The sequence below is a fragment of the Pseudomonas anguilliseptica genome (assembly GCF_021375795.1).
GTDB classification, from domain to species: Bacteria; Pseudomonadota; Gammaproteobacteria; order Pseudomonadales; family Pseudomonadaceae; genus Aquipseudomonas; species Aquipseudomonas anguilliseptica_A.
Map to the genome: position 1 here is coordinate 17,188 of NZ_JAEIOI010000008.1, position 16,580 is coordinate 33,767.

At 61.1% G+C, this 16,580-nt stretch carries 17 protein-coding genes; 11 read left to right on the forward strand and 6 right to left on the reverse strand.

Annotation, left to right across the window (positions count from 1 at the left end):
* Positions 1–210 precede the first annotated feature (210 nt).
* Entirely contained in the window at positions 211–1,734 is a 1,524-nt protein-coding gene (locus IOD17_RS18635; protein WP_233686522.1) for a fumarate hydratase, read from the forward strand.
* 60 nt (positions 1,735–1,794) lie between these two features.
* On the opposite strand, the gene ybaL is transcribed toward IOD17_RS18635, so the two are convergent.
* On the reverse strand, positions 1,795–3,513 hold the full coding sequence (ybaL, locus tag IOD17_RS18640) for a YbaL family putative K(+) efflux transporter (RefSeq protein WP_233686523.1): 1,719 nt from the start codon (positions 3,511–3,513) through the stop codon (positions 1,795–1,797).
* 539 nt (positions 3,514–4,052) lie between these two features.
* Between ybaL and IOD17_RS18645 the strand changes: the two genes are divergently transcribed.
* Together IOD17_RS18645 and IOD17_RS18650 are read left to right on the forward strand one after the other, a co-directional pair.
* The gene (locus IOD17_RS18645; protein WP_233686524.1) at positions 4,053–4,706 is read left to right on the forward strand and encodes a TIGR04211 family SH3 domain-containing protein; all 654 of its coding nucleotides are present in this window, start codon (positions 4,053–4,055) and stop codon (positions 4,704–4,706) included.
* A gap of 108 nt (positions 4,707–4,814) precedes the next feature.
* On the forward strand, positions 4,815–6,590 hold the full coding sequence (locus IOD17_RS18650; protein ID WP_233686525.1) for a diguanylate cyclase: 1,776 nt from the start codon (positions 4,815–4,817) through the stop codon (positions 6,588–6,590).
* A 53-nt stretch (positions 6,591–6,643) separates the two neighbouring features.
* Here IOD17_RS18650 and IOD17_RS18655 read toward each other — a convergent pair whose 3' ends face one another.
* A complete protein-coding gene (locus tag IOD17_RS18655) occupies positions 6,644–6,985 on the reverse strand; it encodes an FKBP-type peptidyl-prolyl cis-trans isomerase (RefSeq protein WP_233686526.1) in 342 nt (113 codons plus the stop codon).
* A gap of 47 nt (positions 6,986–7,032) precedes the next feature.
* Positions 7,033–7,545 carry a MarR family winged helix-turn-helix transcriptional regulator gene (locus IOD17_RS18660; protein ID WP_233686527.1) on the reverse strand — a complete coding sequence of 171 codons (513 nt, stop codon included), beginning with the start codon at positions 7,543–7,545 and terminating at the stop codon, positions 7,033–7,035.
* 94 nt (positions 7,546–7,639) lie between these two features.
* Here IOD17_RS18660 and IOD17_RS18665 point away from each other — a divergent pair, with 94 nt between their 5' ends.
* Both IOD17_RS18665 and IOD17_RS18670 read left to right on the forward strand, forming a co-directional pair.
* Entirely contained in the window at positions 7,640–8,560 is a 921-nt protein-coding gene (locus tag IOD17_RS18665; protein ID WP_233686528.1) for a DMT family transporter, read from the forward strand.
* A 5-nt stretch (positions 8,561–8,565) separates the two neighbouring features.
* Complete coding sequence (locus IOD17_RS18670; RefSeq protein ID WP_233686529.1) at positions 8,566–9,576, forward strand: DUF4917 family protein; 1,011 nt, start codon at positions 8,566–8,568, stop codon at positions 9,574–9,576.
* Here IOD17_RS18670 and IOD17_RS18675 read toward each other — a convergent pair.
* The 3 genes from IOD17_RS18675 to IOD17_RS18685 form a co-directional block, all read right to left on the reverse strand.
* Positions 9,573–9,875 carry a ribbon-helix-helix domain-containing protein gene (locus IOD17_RS18675; RefSeq protein WP_170048216.1) on the reverse strand — a complete coding sequence of 101 codons (303 nt, stop codon included), beginning with the start codon at positions 9,873–9,875 and terminating at the stop codon, positions 9,573–9,575. The two genes, IOD17_RS18670 and IOD17_RS18675, sit on opposite strands and share 4 nt — an antisense overlap.
* A gap of 45 nt (positions 9,876–9,920) precedes the next feature.
* A complete protein-coding gene (locus IOD17_RS18680) occupies positions 9,921–10,502 on the reverse strand; it encodes a DJ-1/PfpI family protein (protein ID WP_233686530.1) in 582 nt (193 codons plus the stop codon).
* A 265-nt stretch (positions 10,503–10,767) separates the two neighbouring features.
* Positions 10,768–11,181, reverse strand: a complete 414-nt coding sequence (locus tag IOD17_RS18685) for a hypothetical protein (protein WP_233686531.1) — start codon at positions 11,179–11,181, stop codon at positions 10,768–10,770.
* Between the two features lie 396 nt (positions 11,182–11,577).
* On the opposite strand from IOD17_RS18685, the gene IOD17_RS18690 reads away from it, so the two are divergent.
* The 6 genes from IOD17_RS18690 to IOD17_RS18715 all read left to right on the forward strand — a co-directional run bounded on the left by IOD17_RS18690 (position 11,578) and on the right by IOD17_RS18715 (position 16,580).
* Entirely contained in the window at positions 11,578–12,267 is a 690-nt protein-coding gene (locus IOD17_RS18690) for a thermostable hemolysin (protein ID WP_233686532.1), read from the forward strand.
* Positions 12,251–13,723: an AMP-binding protein gene (locus IOD17_RS18695; protein ID WP_233686533.1), complete on the forward strand. Its 1,473-nt coding sequence runs from the start codon at positions 12,251–12,253 to the stop codon at positions 13,721–13,723. The genes IOD17_RS18690 and IOD17_RS18695 overlap by 17 nt, the downstream gene beginning before the upstream one ends.
* On the forward strand, positions 13,723–14,376 hold the full coding sequence (locus IOD17_RS18700) for a TenA family transcriptional regulator (protein ID WP_233686534.1): 654 nt from the start codon (positions 13,723–13,725) through the stop codon (positions 14,374–14,376). Before IOD17_RS18695 ends, IOD17_RS18700 begins: the two co-directional genes overlap by 1 nt.
* Before the next feature lie 8 nt (positions 14,377–14,384).
* Positions 14,385–15,176, forward strand: coding sequence for an SDR family oxidoreductase (locus tag IOD17_RS18705; RefSeq protein WP_233686535.1), 792 nt, complete (start codon positions 14,385–14,387; stop codon positions 15,174–15,176).
* 12 nt (positions 15,177–15,188) lie between these two features.
* Complete coding sequence (locus IOD17_RS18710; RefSeq protein WP_233686536.1) at positions 15,189–15,839, forward strand: tetratricopeptide repeat protein; 651 nt, start codon at positions 15,189–15,191, stop codon at positions 15,837–15,839.
* Between the two features lie 84 nt (positions 15,840–15,923).
* Positions 15,924–16,580 carry a response regulator transcription factor gene (locus tag IOD17_RS18715; protein WP_233686537.1) on the forward strand — a complete coding sequence of 219 codons (657 nt, stop codon included), beginning with the start codon at positions 15,924–15,926 and terminating at the stop codon, positions 16,578–16,580.

A 16,580-nucleotide genomic window follows, 5' to 3' on the forward strand; every position in this document is an offset into this window, starting at 1 on the left:
CGTCATTTAGTCGGCTCGGGAAACCGATCAGCGACCATGGTCGAGGCCCGTACAGGTGTCCGCCTGGCGGCGTGCGCGGTATACTGCTGCGCCTTTTTATCTTGTCCTTTGGCCTTGCCCTTTGACCTTGATAGCCCTGCGCCGGGCCGTGCCCTTGCGCTCTTCGAAGTCCCTGCCCTACTCCTAGCCCTACAAAAAGGAGCGCCAAGCATGACCGTGATCAAGCAAGACGACCTGATTCAGAGCGTTGCCGACGCCCTGCAGTTCATCTCCTACTACCACCCCGTGGATTTCATCCAGGCCATGCATGAGGCCTACCTGAAGGAAGAATCCCCGGCCGCGCGCGACTCCATGGCGCAGATCCTGATCAACTCGCGCATGTGTGCCACCGGCCACCGCCCGATCTGCCAGGACACCGGCATCGTCACCGTGTTTATCCGCGTCGGCATGGACGTGCGCTGGGACGGCGCGACCATGAGCGTCGACGACATGATCAACGAAGGCGTGCGCCGCGCCTACAACCTGCCGGAAAACGTCCTGCGCGCCTCGATCCTGGCCGACCCGGCCGGTGCGCGTAAAAATACCAAGGACAACACCCCGGCGGTCATCCACTACTCCATCGTCCCTGGCGACAAGGTGGAAGTGGACGTCGCGGCCAAAGGCGGCGGTTCCGAGAACAAGTCGAAGATGGCCATGCTCAACCCGTCCGACTCGATCGTCGACTGGGTACTCAAGACTGTCCCGGAAATGGGCGCCGGCTGGTGCCCGCCAGGCATGCTCGGCATCGGCATCGGCGGCACCGCCGAGAAGGCCGCAGTAATGGCCAAGGAAGTGTTGATGGAGTCCATCGACATCCATGAGCTGAAAGCCCGTGGCCCGCAGAACAAGATCGAAGAAATGCGCCTCGAGCTGTTCGACAAGGTCAACCAGCTGGGCATCGGCGCCCAGGGTCTGGGCGGCCTGACCACCGTGCTCGACGTGAAGATCATGGACTACCCGACCCACGCCGCCTCGCTGCCGGTGTGCATGATCCCCAACTGCGCCGCCACCCGTCACGCCCACTTCGTGCTCGACGGCTCCGGCCCAGCCGAACTGGAAGCGCCGGACCTGGACGCTTACCCGGAAATCGTCTGGGAAGCGGGCCCAAGCGCGCGCCGCGTCAACCTCGACACCATCACCCCGGAGGAGGTGCAGAGCTGGCAGCCGGGCGAAACCGTGCTGCTCAACGGCAAGATGCTCACCGGCCGCGACGCCGCGCACAAGCGCATGGTCGACATGCTGAACAAGGGCGAAGAGCTGCCGGTCGATCTCAAAGGCCGCTTTATCTACTACGTCGGCCCGGTCGATCCAGTCGGTGACGAAGTGGTGGGCCCAGCAGGCCCAACCACTGCTACCCGTATGGACAAGTTCACCCGGCAGATCCTCGAAAGCACTGGCCTGCTGGGCATGATCGGCAAGTCCGAGCGTGGCCCGATTGCCATCGACGCGATCAAGGACAACAAGGCCGTTTACCTCATGGCCGTTGGCGGCGCCGCCTACCTGGTCGCCCAGGCGATCAAGAAGTCCAAGGTCTTGGCCTTCGCTGAACTGGGTATGGAAGCCATCTACGAGTTCGAGGTCAAAGACATGCCGGTTACCGTGGCGGTCGACACCAAGGGCGAGTCGGTGCACATCACCGGCCCGGCAATCTGGAACAAGAAGATCCACGACAGCCTGGCCGTCGAGATCAAGTAAGCCCTGCGGCAAAAACAACAAACCCGGCCATGTGCCGGGTTTGTTGTTCAAGGGGGCGGTTTAATGGGCCTTGCTCGCTGCCTCAGCAGGGGGCGAGAAGCGCGACAGGATGTGCGCCTTCATCCCACGGGCCAGCTCTTCCTCGTCGAAGAACACCTGCCCCAGACCATCTTTGCGGAACATTTCCACCGCATCCGGGCTGTGAGTACGGATCACCACGTCGATATTCGGGTTCAACGCCCGTGCGGTTTCCACCATGCGCTGTACGTTCATCGGATCCGGGGTGGCGATGACGAGCATCGCAGCATCGGCGATATGTGCCTGGATCAGTGTACCGGGCTCGGCCGAATCCCCCGTTACAGCCACCAAACCCTGGCCACGAATCTGCTCGACTCGCTCACGGTTCTGCTCAACCACCACGAAGGGGATATTGCGCTCGGCCAGGCTGCGGGTAATCCGCCGTCCAACCCGGCCATAACCCACCACCACGACCTGCCCTTTGAGGTATTTGTGCTCGGTACTCATCGGCAGCACGGCCAGTGGGTCCTCGCGGTGCTCAAGTTTGCGCGCCAGGGCCGAGCGGCGCAGCGCCAGCTCCTTGAGCGGCTTGATCAGGGCAAACAGCGCCGGGTTCAGGGCAATCGAAATCAGCGCACCGGCCAGCACCAGGCTCATGCCCTCCTGCGGCAACAAGCCCAGCGTCATGCCCAGTCCGGCCAGGATGAAGGAGAATTCACCGATCTGCGCCAGGCTCGCTGCCACGGTCAGCGCCGTATTCAACGGGTAACGGAAGGCCAGCACCAACGCGGCAGCCGCCAGGGTCTTGCCGATCACGATGATGCCGACCACTGCCAGCACATGCAGCGGCTCCTTGATCAGCACCAGTGGGTCGAACAGCATGCCAACCGAGACGAAGAACAGCACCGCAAAGGCATCCCGCAGCGGCAGTGACTCTTCCGCCGCACGGTGGCTGAGGTCGGACTCGCGCATCACCATACCGGCAAAAAATGCACCCAGAGCAAAGGACACCTGGAACAGCGCGGCCGCGCCATAGGCAATACCAATCGCCGCCGCCACCACCGACAGGGTGAACAGCTCACGCGAACCGGTCTTGGCCACCTGCATCAGCATCCAGGGCAGGATGCGCCGCCCGGCCACCAGCATCACCACGATAAACACCGCTACCAACAGCAGGGTCTTGCCGAGGGTGTACCACAGCGGATCGCTGCCCATTTCGGCGACAGGCGTACCCCCCAGCACACCGGCCAAAGGCGGCAGCAAAACCAGCACCAGCACGGTCACCAAGTCCTCGACCACCAGCCAGCCAACGGCGATGCGCCCGTTCATGGACTCAAGAATGCCGCGCGACTCCAGCGCCTTGAGCAGCACTACGGTACTGGCACATGACAGTGACAGGCCGAACACCAGCCCGGCACCGAAACTCCAGCCCCACCAATGCGCTACTGCCATGCCAAGCACCGTGGCCAGGCCCATCTGCACCACCGCTCCCGGCAGGGCAATTTTCTTAACCGACAACAGATCATCGAGGGAGAAGTGCAGGCCAACGCCGAACATCAACAGCATCACGCCAATTTCTGAAAGCTGCGCGGCCAGCTGAATGTCCGCGACAAACCCTGGGGTTGCCGGCCCCAGCAGGATGCCGGCACAGAGATAACCGATCAGCGCCGGCAGTTTTATCTTCTCGGCAATAAAACCGAAGATCAGCGCCAGACCAAAACCACCTGCCAAGGTGGTGATCAAGGAGATGTTGTGTTCCATTCAGAATCCTCTGCAATGGGTGATTGGGGTGGTTTGCCAGCCCTGCACATGGCAAACACAAGCACCTCAACGGGACGCAGACGCTCCCCACAATGGCGCACGCAAACAGCAGACGAACTGCCAGGTCATCCATGGCCTCGGTGCTGTTTATCGCTGGCAGGGCAAACAGCACAGATAATCGCTACTAATGCTTTTAGTGAATAATAAAAACATCCTTTAGATCAATAAAAAATCAGCCGCACGACCACTGCCATGACGAATGGCAATACGTTCCACCGCTATAACGCACAAATTATCTGCATGAATCGCTCCCCGATTGCTGGCCACTCATCCCTATCCGCGATTGCGCAGTGAACTCCCCGCACGTCGTGCGGGTCTGTCTGCTGTCGGCCACTGAGGGTGGACCTGCTGGCCATTTGCCCAGCAGGCCACTGCATAGCAGCGCCCCAGATCGCTCATCTGTCCACGGCAATGCGCCTGACCGACCGCTATCGCACCTGCCTGCAGGGTTTCATTCAATCGCTATATGAAGACAGCCCATGTCCCTATCCCATTACCTCCCCTCATGTACCCGCCCGCTGCACAACCTCGTTCTGAGCGCTTGCCTGCTAGGCAGCTTGAGTGCACACGCCGAAGAGCCCGCCAGCAACACACGCTGGGTAAGTGACAGCCTGAACACCTATGTACGCAGCGGCCCAACCGACGGCTACCGCATCGTCGGCACCCTGGTTTCCGGGCAGAAAGTCACCCTGCTGCAAAATTCCGGCGACTACAGCCAAGTGCGTGGCGAAAACGGCAGCGCGGTATGGATTGCCAACCGCGACCTACAAGACGTGCCCGGCCAGGCCGAACGCCTGCCACAGTTGGAACAGCAAGTGGCGCAGCTGAGCAGCGAGCTGGAAGGCATCAACGACACCTGGAAAACCCGCGTGCAAGGCATGCAGGAAACCCTCGACTCGCGCAAAACCCTGATCGACGAACTGCAAACCGCACGCTCGGCGCTGGATATCGAACTGAGCCGAGCCAACTCTGAGTTGCGCGAACTTCAAGCGCAGCTAGGCGAGGAAAACCAGCAGGTACTGATGCGCTATATGGCCTACGGCGGCGGCATTGCCGGCGCTGGATTACTCGCTGGGCTGATTCTGCCGACAATGTTGCGGGTAAGGCGTAAGCGTAATGATCAGTGGCTTTGATATGCACTCGTATCTGCCGCAGTAACCCGTCTAAAGCCCAGGCAAACTGGAGGCGAGCATCGAAATACACCTACACTGGCTGCAGTGCCGTGCTCTAGGGAGTGATTCATGATTCAGCATGTGACGCATGTCTTTACGGACTTGGCGACGCTTGGCGCAGCACTATCCACCGGGACGATTGCCCAAAAGGCTGCAGACTCTCAGGCCCAACTAATACAGATTTACACAGCACAAGCCGATCAGCCGCAGATACTAACAATCACCCGCATGATCAGCGACAGATTGCCTACAGCCATAATTATTGGCGCCACAACGGTTGGCGAAGTGGCACATGGCCAACTGATGACCAACCAAGTGATCATAGGCTTCACCTTCTTTGTATCCTCACGAATCAATCTGCTGGCGCTAGCGTGCAACAACGGCGAAGAACGCAACGCAGGGGCAGAGCTGGGCCTGCGAATAAACGACTGTGCCCCAGACATTGCCGGCGTTCTGCTGCTTTCGACGCCTTTGAGCCTGGATGCGGCAGCCTTGCTGCAAGGCCTTGAGTCGACACTAAACGGTTACCCGGTATTTGGCGGCGGTGCCGGGGATTACGCAGAGATCAGCAACTCGCTGCTGTTCGCCGGCAACGAGCACATCACTCAGGGCGCCATCGCGGTTGTTCTATCCGGCCCGGACCTGCACATTGAGTCGAAAACCTACCTGGGCTGGCAGCCGCTGAGTCGCTCAATGCGCATCACCCAGGTCGACGGTTTGCACGTGCAACGTATTGATGGCCTGCCTGCGTTTGATGTTTACCGCCGCTACCTCAATATCGCCGACGACGAGCAGTTCTTTCTCAATGCCCTGGAGTTCCCCTTTCTGCTTGAACGTGAAGGTGAATTGCTGGCGCGCGTGCCAGTCGCCAGTTGCAACGACGGCGTGCTGAGATTTGTCGCCGACATCCAAGAAGGCGAAACCTTTCGCTTGGGCTATGGCGATATCGAGCTGATTGCCGAAAATGCCAAAGTCCTGCACCAATCAATGAAGCAGTTTGCCCCCCAGGCAATCTTCCTCTACACCTGCGGCTGCCGACGCTTTCTCATGCAGGAGGACGTAGAACTGGAAACCCTGCCCTTCGAGCAAACCGCGCCGACCTTTGGTTTCTATACATACGGCGAGTTCTTCGGCTCATCAAAACTGACCCTACTCAACTCGACCATGGTGGCGGTAGGCCTGCGTGAAGGTGAGAAGCAGGCTCAAAACAAGACCGAGCACACCAGTAAATTGGCGCCACGCACAGATGATCGCGACCCATACGCCAATAAACATACGCGGGTGGTGTCCCGGCTTTTGCGCTTCATTGACGCTGTGACCTCAGAGCTTGAAGAGGCCATAGAGGAAGTCACCAAACTGTCGATCACCGACCGCCTCACTCAATTGGTCAATCGCATCCGTCTGGATCAGGTGATCGATGAACAAATCGCGCTGGCTAAACGCTATGCCACGCCATTCGCCGTCATTCTATTGGATGTAGACCATTTCAAACTGGTCAACGACACTCACGGACACCTGGTCGGCGACGCTGTTCTGGTTCAGGTCGCCCAGGTATTAGTGGCCAATACTCGGGCCATGGAGGTTGTTGGTCGTTGGGGGGGCGAAGAGTTTCTGGTCATCGTGCCAAATACCAACCTCGCGGACGCTACACAGCTGGCAGAAAAGCTGCGGCGGGCTCTGGAAAACACACTGCACCCCGTCGTCGGTTACAAAACTGGCAGCTTCGGAGTGGCCGCGTATGCCTCGGGAGACACGCCAGGCGAATTGGTAGCACGAGCCGATGCCGCGCTTTACAGGGCTAAGCAGGCCGGACGCAACCGCGTAGGGGCCGCCCCTATCAGTTGAGCGGGACAGCGACCTTAATCGCACAGGCGAGGTTGCACTGACCGAACCTTGTCTCAATCATCCCGCGTCAGCACTTCCAGCAACTCAATCTCAAAGATCAAATTGGAATGCGGCTTGATATGCGCGCCGAACTGGCGTTCACCATAGCCCAGGTGCGACGGTACGAAGAGTTTGCGTTTGCCACCGACCTTCATGCCCATCAGGCCCTGGTCCCAGCCCTTGATCACCCGGCCGGTGCCAATCACACACTGGAACGGTTTGCCGCGCTCGTAGGAAGAGTCGAACGTGGTGCCATCCTCCAGGCAGCCACGGTATTGCGTGGTGATCAGCGCACCTTTGACCACTGCTTTGCCGTCACCCAGTTGAAGGTCTTCGATCACTAATTCGTTGCTCATTGCTCACCTCATCAACCGGTCTGCTCAAGGCCGGAATTGCAGGAAATCTACTCGGCTGCGGGTTCCAGTACGGCCAACAGATCGGTTAGCCGCGCCTCCAGCTCCGCCCGTTGTGCTTCAGCCAGCGGGGCGACAATGCGCGCCTGATTCTGTACATGCGCGGTAACCGCGCGGTCGATCAGTTCCAGCCCGGCCGGGGTCAACTGCACCAGCATGCTGCGTGCGTCACTTGGATTGGCCAGGCGGCTGACCCGGCCAGCGGCTTCCAGTTGCTGCAGCTGCCGGGTCATGGTGCCGGAGGTGATCATCAACGCCGAAAACAACGCCGTCGGAGCCAGGCAGTACGGCGCACCGGAGCGGCGCAAGGTGGCCAGCACGTCGAACTCCCAGGCAGTCAGGCCAAAGTCGCTGAACACCTTGTCCTGCTCCCGGCGCAGCAATGCTGCGCAGCGCCCCAGCCGGCCGAGCACGCCCATCGGGCTAACATCCAGCTCCGGCCGTTCGCGTTGCCACTGCTGAAGAATTGCATCGACCGCATCCATCTGTCGCTGGACTGCCATGACCTACCTCTGAAATTTATCTTGAATTCAAGACAAGTTGCTATTAGCTTCAAATTTTATCTTGAATGCAAGACAAATGCATGGAGCGTCTGCCGTGAAAACACCCTGGCTGAATGTGCTGATCACTGCGCTGGCCCCTGCCATCTGGGGTTCGACCTATATCGTCACCACCGAGATTCTGCCACCCGACCGGCCGTTTACCGCCGCGCTGCTGCGTGCCCTGCCCGCCGGCCTGCTGTTGGTGTTGTACAGCCACTACCTGCCCCGGCGCAGCGAATGGCCGCGCTTGCTGGTGTTGGCGGCGCTGAATATCGGCTTCTTCCAGGCGTTGCTGTTTGTCGCCGCGTACCGTTTGCCGGGTGGGTTGGCGGCTGTGGTCGGGGCGATTCAACCGCTACTGGTGATGGGCCTGGTGTGGTCGATGGATGGTCAAAGACCGGCGTCTGTGGCAGTTGCTGCCAGTGTGATCGGGATCGCCGGGATGGCCGCCCTGCTGCTCGCACCTGGGGCGAGCTGGGACGCGATCGGGATTGCCGCCGCCTTTGTCGGCACTGCCTGCATGGCCAGCGGCACCTACCTGACACGGCGCTGGCGGCCGACTGTGCCGCTGCTGGCCTTTACTGGCTGGCAGCTGCTGATTGGCGGTCTGTTTCTGCTGCCGGTGGCCTGGCTGATCGACCCGCCGCTGCCGTCACTCAGCCCGTTGCAGTGGCTGGGCTACGTCTACCTGTCGCTGTTCGGCGCGCTGCTGGCTTATGTGCTGTGGTTTCGCGGTATCGCCCGGCTGGCACCGGTGGCGGTGTCCTCACTGGGTTTGCTCAGCCCGCTGGTGGCGGTGATTCTCGGCTGGGCATTGCTCGGGCAGAGCATCACCGGCGTGGCGCTGCTGGGCTTGATTGCGGTGCTGGGCAGCATTCTGGCGGTGCAATGGGCGGCGTCAGCCAAGCCAGCAGTTGTCGCGCCCCATGTTAAAGTCGCGCGCTGCACAACCCCGACGGCCCAAGGCGACAACTAGCGATTATGCAAACCCCGGCATTTACTGGCGAACTGGAAGACTGGAACACCCTGAACAGCAGCATCGGCTTTCCCGAGCTGTTGGTCGGCAACGGTGCAAGCCTGGCGGTATGGCGCAAATTTGCCTACTTCTCACTGTTCGACGAGGCGCAGACTACGCGCAATCGCCCGCTCAGCCCGACTGAACTCAGCGTGTTCCGCGCCCTGGACACCAGCAATTTCGAGCAGGTGCTCAGCGCGCTGAAAAACAGCATCCGGGTCAATGCCGCGCTGACCATCAACTCGTCCTCGCCACGCCATCGCTACTTCGCCATCAAGGAAGCGCTGATCCACGCCGTGCGCGCGGTGCATATTCCCTGGAGCCAGATGCAGGCTGATCGCCTGACACGGATCAACAGCGCGCTGAGCCAGTACCAGACGGTGTATTCCGGCAATTACGACTTGCTCAACTACTGGGCAGTGATGCAGGCGCCGGACGCATTTGAAAACCTGTTTAGAGGTGCGGACTCAACCTTCGATCCAGGCAACAGCCAGCACCAGGGCCATGCCACGCGCATGCTCTATCTGCACGGTGGCATGCACCTGGTGAAGAACATCGACGGCAGCACGCGTATTCTCAATTCATCGGAAAGCACCTTGCTGGCCAGTTTCGCCATCAACCAGCTCGGCGATATTCCGTTGTTCGTCAACGAAGGCAGCAGCGCGGACAAGCTCAAGGCCATTCGCAGCAGCGACTATCTATCGTTCTGCTACAGCCAGCTGGCGCACCCCAAGGACAGGCTGTGCATCTTCGGCCACAGCCTGTCGGCGCAGGACCAGCACCTGACCCAGGCACTGCAACAGGCCGGAGTGAAAACCCTGGCCATCTCGATCTACCCGCACAACCCGCTGTTTGTCGCGCAGCAGAAGCAGCACTACGCCAGCCTGTTCGCCGAACAGCAGGTGGAACTGCGTTTCTTCGATGCGCTCAGCCACCCGCTGGGTGACCCTGCGCTGCGTATCGCCACTGGCGTTTAACCCTGGATCGAACGCACCAGACTCAGCTCGGCCGGCGCACGACGCTGACTGAGGTAACGGGTGCAGCTGACGCGTAGAAACGAGGCGAAATTCACCACCTCGCCGCGATAGTCCATCACCTCGTCATACAGCTTGGTGATCAGCTGATTGGTGGTCATGCCATCGACCTCGGCGATTTCGCGCAGGATGTCCCAGAACTGGTTTTCCAGGCGCAGGGTGGTGACCACGCCACGGATGCGCAGCGAGCGGGCACGGGACTCGTAAAGAATCGGATCGGCTTTGACATACAGCTCGCACATGGCGGCTCACCTCCCTGAGTGTTGGGGTCTGACGGCCCCGGCAGTTTATAGCGTGATCTGCGTACCGAGCAGACCGAGGAATGCGGCCAGCCAGTTGGGGTGCGCTGGCCAGGCCGGGGCGGTGACCAGATTGCCCTGCACATGGGCCTGGTCCACGGCGATATCGACATAGCGCCCGCCGGCCAGGGTCACTTCCGGGCCACAGGCCGGGTAGGCGCTGCATTCGCGGCCTTTAAGCACGCCAGCAGCGGCGAGCAATTGCGCGCCATGGCAAACCGCCGCAATCGGTTTGCCAACCTTGTCGAAGGCCTGTACCAGCGCCAGCACCTGAGCGTTCAGGCGCAGGTACTCCGGGGCGCGGCCACCGGGGATCAACAGGGCGTCGTAGTTTTCGGCCTTGACCTGAGCGAAGTCGAAGTTGAGGGCGAAGTTATGCCCCGGTTTTTCGCTGTAGGTCTGCTCGCCTTCAAAATCGTGGATGGCGGTGCGTACGCTTTGCCCGGCAGTCTTGTCCGGACACACCGCGTGCACCTGATGACCGACCATCAGCAGCGCCTGAAACGGCACCATCACCTCGTAGTCTTCGACGTAGTCGCCGACCAGCATAAGAATCTTCTTCGCTGCCATGTGCCTGCTCCCTTCAATGAATTGAGAAGCACAGAGTGTTATCCCGATCCGCCCAGCGCGGGTAATAACCCGGTACTACAGAGCAAACGATAGATAGACGGTCAGCGAGGAATGGCGAAAGGCAGCAAGTAGGTTGGGTTGAGGAGCAAGGCGACGAAGCCCAACTAGGCATGCCACAGCTCGTTGGGCTTCGCTGCGCTCAACACCAACCTACCTGCGCACGACACACATACCAAGGCGGTACATAGCAGAAGGAAAGGCTGGATTACTCCAGCACTTCCTCATCGCGCAGCAGCACATAGGTGCAGCCAGTGTCGTCTTCCAGGTAGTCGTGCACATAGAACATCACGACTTCACCCAGGCCGGGCTGGGCGGCCACGTAGTCACCGATATCCACGGTGAAATGGCCTTTGGAACCCGGTTTAGCTTCACACTCGATGCGCGCATTGACGAACAGCTCCGGCGCGCTGTCGCCGAAATAATCTTCACGCTCTGCAGCATCCCAGTCGGCCGGGGCTTCGAACGGGCCGCAGAACAGCACCTTGGCATCACCCAGATCCACTTCCTCGGCTTCCGGGTCCTGGTCATCCGCGCGATACACCGTGCAGTCCTGCGCGTCAGGGTTTTCCAGAATGGCCAGACGGGCCGCCAGTTGTTGCTCAGTATCCATAGGGGGCATAACGATCTCCGAGCGTAGGCGCTTAAGGTCAGGGCAAATCCAGCCAGCAGTCCATCTGCCGGCAAGGCCTAGCAGGCTATGGGCTGTTGCGCTTGCAGTGCAAGCGATGAAATGCCCACAGCCACCTTACGCAGAATATTTCGCGACGTAGAGCCTGTTTACGATCTAGCGAGCTAGAGCCATGCAAGGCAAAAAGAGGCGAGGAAGCGGAGTGTACGAGCTGTACATGAGCATTACTCGTTTCAGGTCGCGCTGAAGCGCGTTAGCCGCAAGCGGCTTCCAGCCTGTTTTTAACGCGGCAGGGTCGACGTGCAGCAGATCGTAAACAGGTTCTTAATTTGGCGTTAAGACTGCAGGCAGACACTCACACCCAAGTTCACAGACGAGGTTCCGTTTATGGAGCTGCCTTGGGTGTATCAAAACACTGCACTTGCACAGATCGGCCGCGAGCAACCGCTCAGCCTGTACCTGGCCAACCATGAAAGTCCACGCCGAGCGGGGATTGAAGCCTTTATCGGCGAGCGCTTTGCCGCTCAGCATCAAGCGCGTATCCGTCACTTCATGCCCTGCCTGCTCAGCCTGGAAGATCGCGACGGGCAACTGCTCGGCGCAGTGGGCCTGCGCGGTGCCGCCAGTGGCCCGCTGTTTCTTGAACGCTACCTGCAGCAACCGGCGGAACAGGTGATTGCAGCCCAGCAGGTGGCCAATGCGCCGCAACGAGCACAGCTGGTTGAGGTCGGCAACCTGGCAGCGGGCAGCCCGGGCGCTGCGCGTTTGCTGATCGTCGCCCTCACCGACCTGCTGGTGGCGCTGGGTTATCGCTGGGTGACCTTTACCGGCACCCTGGCCCTGCTCAACAGCTTCCAGCGCCTGGGTCTGACGCCCGTAGCACTGGGCCCGGCCAATCCGGATTGTGTGGGCGATGAACTGGCGGACTGGGGCAGCTACTACAACAACCAACCGCAGGTGATGGCCGGCGACATCTACGCCGGTCACCAACGCCTGCTGCAACTGGGTGCTTACCCGCGCCTGGCTCACCACGCTTTCTATGCCCTGGAGGACATGCCTGATGTGGCCTGCCGCTGAATCACTGTTCAACCGCCTGGCCGAACTAGGCGATGCCAGCGCCCTGCGTGAAGGCCCTTGGCAACTGAGCTACGCCCAGCTGCTGCATGAGGTCGAGCAGCGCAGTGCGCAACTGCTGGAGCAGGGCGCGCGGCGCGTTGCCCTGGCCCTGGACAATGGCATCGACTGGGTGCTCTGGGACCTGGCCACCCTGCATGCCGGGCTGGTTTGCGTGCCGCTTCCGGGCTTCTTCTCCAGCGGCCAGCAGGCCCATGTGCTCGACAGTGCCAGTATCGACTGCCTGATCGGCCCGAACACTGCACTGTTCAGCGCACTGGGTTTCAGCCCTAGCGCGGCCGGCATGCTGCAACGCCCACGGGCGCAGGTCAGCACGCTGCCCGTCGGCACCTGCAAGATCACCTACACCTCCGGCACTACCGGGCAACCCAAAGGCGTATGCCTGGATATCGCCACACAGTTGGCCGTGGCTCACAGCCTGGTGCAGGCCAGCGCCAGCTGCGCAGTCGAACGCCACCTGTGCGTCCTGCCACTGGCCACCCTGCTGGAAAACATTGCCGGGGTTTATGCGCCCTTGCTGGCTGGGGCGCGGATTGAGCTGATGCCAATGGCGCAGATCGGCCTGCTGGGTGCCAGCCAGTTCGACCTGCCGCGCTTTCTCGGCGCCCTGGCCCAGGCGCAACCCAATAGCCTGATCCTCCTGCCGCAATTGCTGCTGGCGCTGGTCAGTGCGGCCGAACGCGGCCTGCCGGTGCCGAGCTGCCTGCGCTTTATCGCCGTCGGCGGTGGCCGCGTCGCCAGCCATTTGCTGCAACGCGCCGACGCTCTGGGGCTGCCGGTATTCGAAGGCTACGGTCTGTCCGAGTGCGCCTCGGTGGTGTGCCTGAACACCCCGGAAAACCGCTGCATCGGCACCGTCGGCCAGCCATTGCCACACCTGCAGGTACGCCTGGGCACAGACGGCGAGGTGCTGGTCAAAGGCCCACGCTTGCTCGGCTACCTGGGCGAACCATGCCCTGATGCAGAGTGGCTGGGCACTGGTGACCTGGGGCATTTCGACGGGCCGTTTCTGGTGCTGCATGGGCGCAAAAAACACCAGTTCATCACCGCCTTTGGCCGCAACGTCAACCCGGAATGGGTCGAGGCCGAGCTGGTGCAACAACTGCCGATTGCCCAGGCCTGGCTATACGGCGAGGCCCTGCCAGGCAACGTCGCCGTGCTGGTGCCGCGCTACCCGAATACCAGCGACAGCCAACTGGCTGAAGCCGTGGCCAGTGCCAACCAAGCCTTGCCCGACTACGCCCGCGTGCACCACTGGCTGCGCGCCCCAGCCCCTTTCAGCACCAGCAACGAGCTGGCCACCAGCAATGGCCGCCTGCGCCGTGCTGCTCTGTTCAACCACTACCAGCACGCCATCGAACAGTTGATGGCGCAGCAAACCTGCTACGGAGATGTCTGATGAACTTCTATGAATCCCTGCTTGAACAAACCAGCGCTGAACGCAACTACCTGCTCAGCGCGCCGATCATCGCCCAGGCCATGGCCGGCACCGTCAGCCTGAACAGCTACGTGGCCTTTCTCACTGAGGCCTACCACCACGTCAAACACACCGTGCCATTGCTGATGGCCTGCGGCGCACGTTTGCCGGAGCGGCTGGAGTGGCTGCGCGAAGCCATCGGCGAATACATCGAGGAAGAAACGGGGCACCAGGAATGGGTGCTCAACGACATTGCCGTGTGCGGTGCCGATAAAGAAGCGGTGCGCCACGGCACGCCCAAACTACCCACCGAACTGATGGTCAGCTACGTCTACGACCGCATCGCACGGCATAACCCGGTGAGTTTCTTCGGCATGGTCAATGTGCTGGAAGGCACCAGCATTGCCTTGGCCACCCAGGTAGCCGGGGTGATCCAGGACAAGCTGCAACTGCCAAACAAGGCGTTCAGCTACCTCAGCTCCCACGGCAGCCTGGATCTGGAACACATCGAGTTCTTCAAGAAATTGATGAACCAGCTCGACAACGACGACGACAAAGCCGCCGTGGTGCACACCGCCAAGGTGGTCTACCGCCTGTATGGCGACATGTTCCGCAGCCTGCCGCTGAGCGCTTAGGAGGCACCATGAAACTGTCTGAATGTCGCGCCGTGATTACCGGTGCCAGTGGTGGAATCGGCCAGGCATTGGTCGCCGCCCTGCTGCTCGAAGGCGCCCAACTGCTGTTGGTCGGCCGCCAGCCGCAACCCCTGCAGGCATTGGCCAAAGCCCACGCGGGCAAGATCACGGTGGTGGCGGCCGATATCTGTGAACGCAGCGGTCGTGAAGCGGTGGTCGCCGCCGCGCAACGTTTCGGCGGTATCAACACGCTGATCAATGCTGCCGGGGTCAATCACTTCGGCCTGCTCGAGCAGCATGAAGAAAGCGCCATCGCCGAGCTGATCACACTCAACGTCACTGCCACCCTGCAACTGACTCACCGTCTGCTGCCGCTGCTGCGGCAACAGGGCCGGGCGCTGGTGGTCAACCTCGGTTCGACCTTCGGCTCCATCGGCTACCCCGGCTTCAGCGCCTATTGCGCCAGCAAATTCGCCCTGCGCGGGTTCTCCGAAGCCCTGCGCCGTGAGCTGGCCGATACCCAGGTCAAGGTTCTCTACTTTGCCCCACGCGCCACCCAGACCAGCATGAACGCCGCCAATGTGGTGGCCATGAATGACGAGCTCAAGGTGGCCATGGACGACCCGCACAGCGTCGCCCTGCAACTGCTGGCCGCCATTCGCCGCGAGGAGGAAGAGCGCTACCTGGGCTGGCCGGAACAACTCTTCGTACGCCTCAACAGCCTGCTGCCGCGCCTGGTTGATCAGGCCCTGCGCAAACAACTGCCGATCATTCAGCGCTTTGCCCGAAGCAAACCCTAAGAGGACACCCCAATGAAGCTGCTCCGTAACGCCGCCTGCGCCCTGCTCTGCCTCACCAGCCTGCCCAGCTTTGCCCTCAGCGAACAGGGCCAGGCCCAGCTGCAAAACCTGCAAGACCGTTGGGCCGAGATCAACTACCAGTTGCCCAAGGAGCAACGCGAAAAAGCCTTCGCCAGCCTGAGCAAACAAGCGCAACAAGCCGTCGCCGCCGAGCCGAACGCCGCCGAGTTGCAGATCTGGAACGGCATCATCCTCAGCACTTACGCCGGCGCCAAGGGCGGCCTGGGTGCGCTGGGCCTGGTCAAAGAGGCCAAGGCCAGCCTGGAACAGGGCCTGGCACTCGACCCCAAGGCGCTGTCCGGCTCCGCCTACACCAGCCTCGGCAGCCTGTACTACCAGGTCCCCGGCTGGCCGGTGGGCTTTGGTGATGACGAAAAGGCCGAGGCCATGCTCAAGCAGGCCCTGGCCATCAACCCGGATGGCATCGACCCCAACTACTTCTATGGCGATTACCTGGCCCGCGCCAAACGCTTCGCAGAAGCCAAGGTTGCGCTGGAGAAAGCCCTGCAAGCGTCGCCACGACCCAACCGGCAGTCGGCTGATGTCGGCCGTAAACAGGAAATTCAGGCTTTGCTGAACCAGGTCAACGCCGAGTTGCAGTGATAGGCTGTTGCGTGACGCCTGCTCTGCCACTACGGCACGGCAGGCGCACCTGAAGGTTCAAATAGACAAACCGGGAATGTCTACATGCGAATTCTATTGGTCGAAGATGACAAGGCCCTCGGCGAGGGCATCCGTACTGCACTCAAGCCCGAGGGTTACACCGTTGACTGGGTGCAGGATGGCAGCAGTGCGCTGCATGCCCTGACCAGCGAAAGTTTCGAGCTGGCGATCCTCGACCTCGGCCTGCCGCGCATGGATGGCCTGCAAGTGCTCAAACACCTGCGCGCTGCCGCCAATCCGGTGCCGGTGCTGGTGCTGACCGCCCGCGACTCGACCAGTGACCGCATCGCCGGGCTGGATGCCGGTGCCGACGACTACCTGGTCAAACCCTTCGATGTCGCCGAACTCAAGGCGCGCCTGCGCGCCCTGCTGCGGCGCAGCTTCAACCGCCCACAACCGGCGCTGGAATACCGTGGCATCAGCCTCGACCCGGTCAGCCAGGCCGTCAGTTACCAGGGCCAGGCGGTCAATCTGCCGCGCAAGGAATTCCTTCTGCTGCACGAGTTACTCGCCCAACCGGGCCGGGTGATGACCCGCGACAAGTTGCAACAGGCCCTCTACGGCTGGGACGAAGAGCTGGAGAGCAACGCCCTGGAAGTACACGTGCACCACCTGCGCAAAAAATTCTTTCCCGAACTGATCCGCACTGTACGCGGCGTCGGCTACCTGGTGGATAAATAA